The sequence below is a fragment of the Parasphingorhabdus sp. genome, from assembly GCF_036964675.1.
Classification (GTDB): Bacteria; Pseudomonadota; Alphaproteobacteria; order Sphingomonadales; family Sphingomonadaceae; genus Parasphingorhabdus.
The window spans coordinates 1-2,933 of the sequence record NZ_JBALTF010000122.1; the positions used below are offsets into that span (position 1 = coordinate 1).

Annotated in this window: 2 protein-coding genes; both read right to left on the minus strand. The window is 60.5% G+C overall.

Annotated elements, in window-relative coordinates; genetic code table 11:
- Positions 1-1,439 (minus strand): molybdopterin-dependent oxidoreductase (locus tag V7665_RS13330; protein ID WP_335665021.1); only part of this gene is annotated, 1,439 nt, incomplete at its 3' end.
- A partial coding sequence (locus tag V7665_RS13335) for an NADH-ubiquinone oxidoreductase-F iron-sulfur binding region domain-containing protein (RefSeq protein WP_335665022.1) occupies positions 1,436-2,933 on the minus strand: 1,498 nt, incomplete at its 5' end. The genes V7665_RS13335 and V7665_RS13330, both read right to left, overlap by 4 nt.

Here is a 2,933-nt window from a genome sequence, read left to right on the forward strand (position 1 = left end):
CCTTCGGTGACGATGACATGGGCCATGGCCGTCAATACCGCGACATTGGTACCCGGCTGCAACGGCAGATGGTGCGCCGCCTCGATATGCGGAGATTTGACCAGATCGATCCGGCGCGGATCAATGACGATCAGCTTTGCCGCTGGCTTGCCGTCAATGCCGCGCAGGCGTTTCTTCATCCGGCTGGCGAAGACCGGGTGGGCATCGGTCGGATTGGCGCCGATCACCAGGATGACATCGCTTTCCCCGACGCTGTCGAAATCCTGGGTACCGGCGCTGGTGCCAAAGGTAGTTTTCAAGCCATAGCCGGTGGGCGAGTGACAGACGCGCGCGCAGGTATCGACATTATTGTTGCCGAAACCGGCCCGCACCAGTTTCTGCACCAGAAATGTTTCTTCATTGGTGCAGCGGGAAGAGGTGATTCCGCCGACGCTGAGCCGTCCATATTTGTTCTGGATGCGTTTGATCTCGCTGGCGGCATGGCCGAGCGCTTCGTCCCAGCTGACTTCGCGCCATGGCTGATCGATGCTCTCGCGGATCATCGGGCTGGTGATCCGGTCCTGATGATTGGCATAGCCCCAGGCAAAGCGACCCTTGACGCAGCTATGGCCGCGATTGGCCTTGCCGTCCTTCCACGGCACCATGCGGACCAGCTGCTCGCCGCGCATTTCGGCGCGGAATGTGCAGCCGACGCCGCAATAAGCGCAGGTAGTGATTTCGGTGCGGTCGGGCTTGCCGATTTCGGCAACCGCTTTCTCCTGCAGCGTTGCCGTCGGGCAAGCCTCGACACAGGCGCCGCAGGATACGCATTCGCTGGACAGGAAATCATCGGTCGGCAGACCTGCCGAGATTTTCGAGGCAAAGCCGCGCCCGTCCATGGTCAGCGCAAAGGTCCCCTGCACTTCGTCGCAAGCCCGCACGCAGCGCGAACAGGCAATGCATTTGGACGGATCAAAATCGAAATAGGGGTTGGACGTGTCTTTCGCCTCGCCGAGATGATTGGCACCCTCATAGCCATAGCGGACATCACGCAGCCCGACATTGGCGGCCTGATCCTGAAGCTCGCAATCATTGTTGGCGCTGCAGGTCAGACAATCGAGCGGGTGATCGGAGATATAGAGCTCCATCACGCCCTTGCGCAATTTCTGCAGATGCGGCGTCTGGGTTTTTACCACCATGCCGTCTTCCGCCGGTGTCGTGCAGCTCGCTGGCGTGCCCTTGCGGCCTTCGATCTCGATCAAACAGAGCCGGCAGGAGCCAAAGCTTTTGACATTGTCGGTGGCGCAGAGCTTGGGAATATTATTGTCGATTTCCGCTGCCGCGCGCATCACACTGGTGCCGACTGGAACGCTGACATCGCGGCCATCGATCGACAGGGTTACTATATCACTGGCCTTGGAGGCCGGTGTGCCAAAATCCTTTTGCGGCTGATAGGTCATGACTTGTCCTTTACCATATCGGCGCTCGCTCCGAAATCCTCGGGCCAATGTTTTATGGCGCTCATCACCGGATAGGGCGTGAAACCGCCGAGCGCGCAGAGAGATCCAAATTTCATCGTCTCGCAAAGATCGGAAATGAGCGACAATTCCTCGTCCACGCTGCGTCCCTGTTTCGGGGCATTGTGCATTTGCGGCAGGCTCTCGACCCGGTCCGCTGCCGCGCGTCCGCCCGCCTTGATCCGGTCGAGCACTTCCATCCCGCGCACCGAACCCAGTCGGCAGGGCGTGCATTTGCCGCAGCTTTCGGCGGCACAAAATTCCATCGCGAAATGGGCCTGGGACAGCATGTCGGCAGTCTCGTCAAACACGACGATGCCACCATGGCCGATCAGCCCGTCCGCTGCGGTAAAGGCTTCATAGTCAAAGGGCAGGTGAAAATCGCTGGCCGGATGATAGGCACCGAGCGGGCCGCCGACCTGCACCGCCTTGACCGGCCTGCCGCTTTGCGTGCCGCCGCCAATATCATTGACCAGTTCGCCAAGCGTGATCCCGAAGGCGGTTTCGAACAGGCCGCCATGTTTGAGGTTCCCCGCCAACTGGATCGGCATGGTGCCGCGCGAACGCCCCATGCCGTAATCGGCATAGGCTTTGGCACCATGAGCCAGAATATAGGGAACGGCCGCGAGGGTCAGAACATTGTTCACCACGGTCGGTTTGCCAAACAGTCCTTCCAGAGCAGGGAGTGGCGGCTTCGCCCTCACCTCGCCGCGCTTGCCCTCGAGGCTCTCGAGCAAAGATGTTTCCTCGCCGCAGACATAGGCACCGGCACCGACCCGAACCTCGATGGCAAAGGGCGCGACAATATGCGCGCTCGCCCCGATCGCGGCGTTCAGCTTGGCAATCGCATGCGGATATTCGCTGCGGGCATAGATATAGCCCTTGTCCGCACCAACGGCGAGGCCGGCGATCGCCATGCCCTCGATCAGGCAATAGGGATCGCCCTCCATCAGCATACGGTCGGCAAAAGTGCCGCTGTCGCCTTCATCGGCATTGCAGACGATATATTTCTGTGGTCCGTCAGCGCCAGCGACGGTCTTCCACTTGATCCCCGCCGGAAAACCAGCGCCGCCCCGACCGCGCAGACCAGACTGGGTCACGGTGTCGATAATCGCGTCGGCACCAATGTCCCGCGCCTTTGCCAGACCGAGCCAGCCGCCGGTCGCCTGATAATCTTCCAGATCAAGCGGCTGCGTTATGCCCGCCCGCGCAAAAGTCAGACGCTGTTGCTTGGCAATGAAGGGATGATCCGCAATTCTGCCAATATTGAGACTGGACGATCCGTCCAATATCGCCGCGACATCGGCGACCGTCGCCAGACCATAGCCAATACCATCGACCTCGACGAGAGGCTCCAGCCAATGCATGCCCCAGCTCGAAACGCGGATGATCTGCGCATCGGGCGCGGCCTTCGCAAGCGCTTCAGCGACCTGATCC